The 1,455-nt window shown below is 56.6% G+C and carries 1 protein-coding gene; it reads right to left on the bottom strand.

All coding sequences use genetic code 11. The annotated features are described in order from the left end of the window. The coding region (locus AC1DH9_RS29075; RefSeq protein ID WP_477809329.1) for an ATP-binding protein at positions 1-1,455 on the bottom strand (1,455 nt) is incomplete at both ends.

Below are 1,455 nucleotides of genomic sequence, written 5' to 3'. Positions count from 1 at the left end.
CAGTTGCACGCAGCCGCCCATCATTTCGCACAGGTTGCGACTGATCACCAATCCCAATCCTGCACCGCTTCTGGCCAAATGCCCGGTGTTATCGGCCTGGGTGAAAGGCTCGAACAAGCGTCGCTGGTCGTCTTCGCTGATGCCGATTCCGCTGTCATTGACCCACAACTCCATCAGGAGATGGTCGGGCTCCGGGGCTGGTTGCAGATTGACCTTGATCCTCACCTGGCCGTGCTCGGTAAACTTGATGGCATTACTGATCAGGTTGGACAGTATCTGTTTGAAGCGCAGGGGGTCTATCAATACATCTGGCTGTTCAGCGCTGGTGGGGAACTCCAGCACCAGGCCGAGATTTTTTTGCCGGGCCAGTCCATCGAAGACCCGCACGACCGATTCAATCGTCTCGCCAAGGTTCACCCGCTCTGGGGCCAGGCTTAAATGGCCAGACTCGATTCGGGCGATATCGAGTATGTCGCCAATCAACGCCAGCATGTCCTTGGCTGAGCTATGGGCCACTTCGATGGCCGGCCGATCCAGGTGGCCCTGATCGGCCCGTTTCAATGTCAGTTCAAGCATGCCGATCACTGCATTCATCGGTGTGCGAATTTCATGACTCATGGTGGCCAGGAAGGTGCTCTTGGCGCGATTGGCCTTGTCCGCCTGTTCCTTGGCTGACCTGAGTTCATCAAAAAGCTGCCGTCGTTCGCTGATGTCGATCCAGCCTCCGATGATCCCCTGGACTTCACCCGTCGAGTCTCGATAGGGAAGAATCCAGTGATAGATCGTCAGCCTTTTCCGGCCAATGTGCAGGGGGCGGTCGAGAATCAACGGGACACCTTCAGCCACCACTCGCTGGTAATCGGCCAGGTATTCCCTCGCCTCGAACTCGTTGCTCATGGGGCCCTGCATGAGGCTTTTGCCAATCACATCCTCGCGTTTGGCACAAAAGGCTTCCAGATAGCTGTCGTTACAACTTTGCAGCAGTCCTTCACGGTCCCGTACGTAAATGGGGTGAGGCGTACCGTTGACCAGCGTGCGCATGAATTCGAACTGGTCGTTGAGTGCGCGCTCTGCTCTCTGGCGTTGCTTGATCTGCCTGCGCATGTGGGCATTCCAGGCCAGCGAAATCAGTAACAAAAGACCGCTGCCAATGACCAGTTGATAGAACAGGCGATGGTAGTTACGCCAGGTGCTATTGGCGGTTCCCGTGTAGCCGCGCCAGCGGCTGTTGATTATTCCCAGTTCGTCCGGCGCAATGCTGAGCAGGGCTTTGTCGAGGATGGAGTGCAGTTCCGTAGCACCGCGCGCGGTTGCCAGTGAAAACGCGGCTTGCTGCGTTCCGACGGTCGCGCTGATTTGCAATGCGTCCTCGAATACTTGCGATGAAATGAAGTAGTTGGCAATCACCAATGAGTTGACTGCGCCCTCGACCTGACCTTTGGCGAGTAACTCCAC

It is taken from the genome of Pseudomonas sp. 05T35 (assembly GCF_056396605.1).
This window is presented reverse-complemented; position numbering and strand designations above follow the sequence as displayed.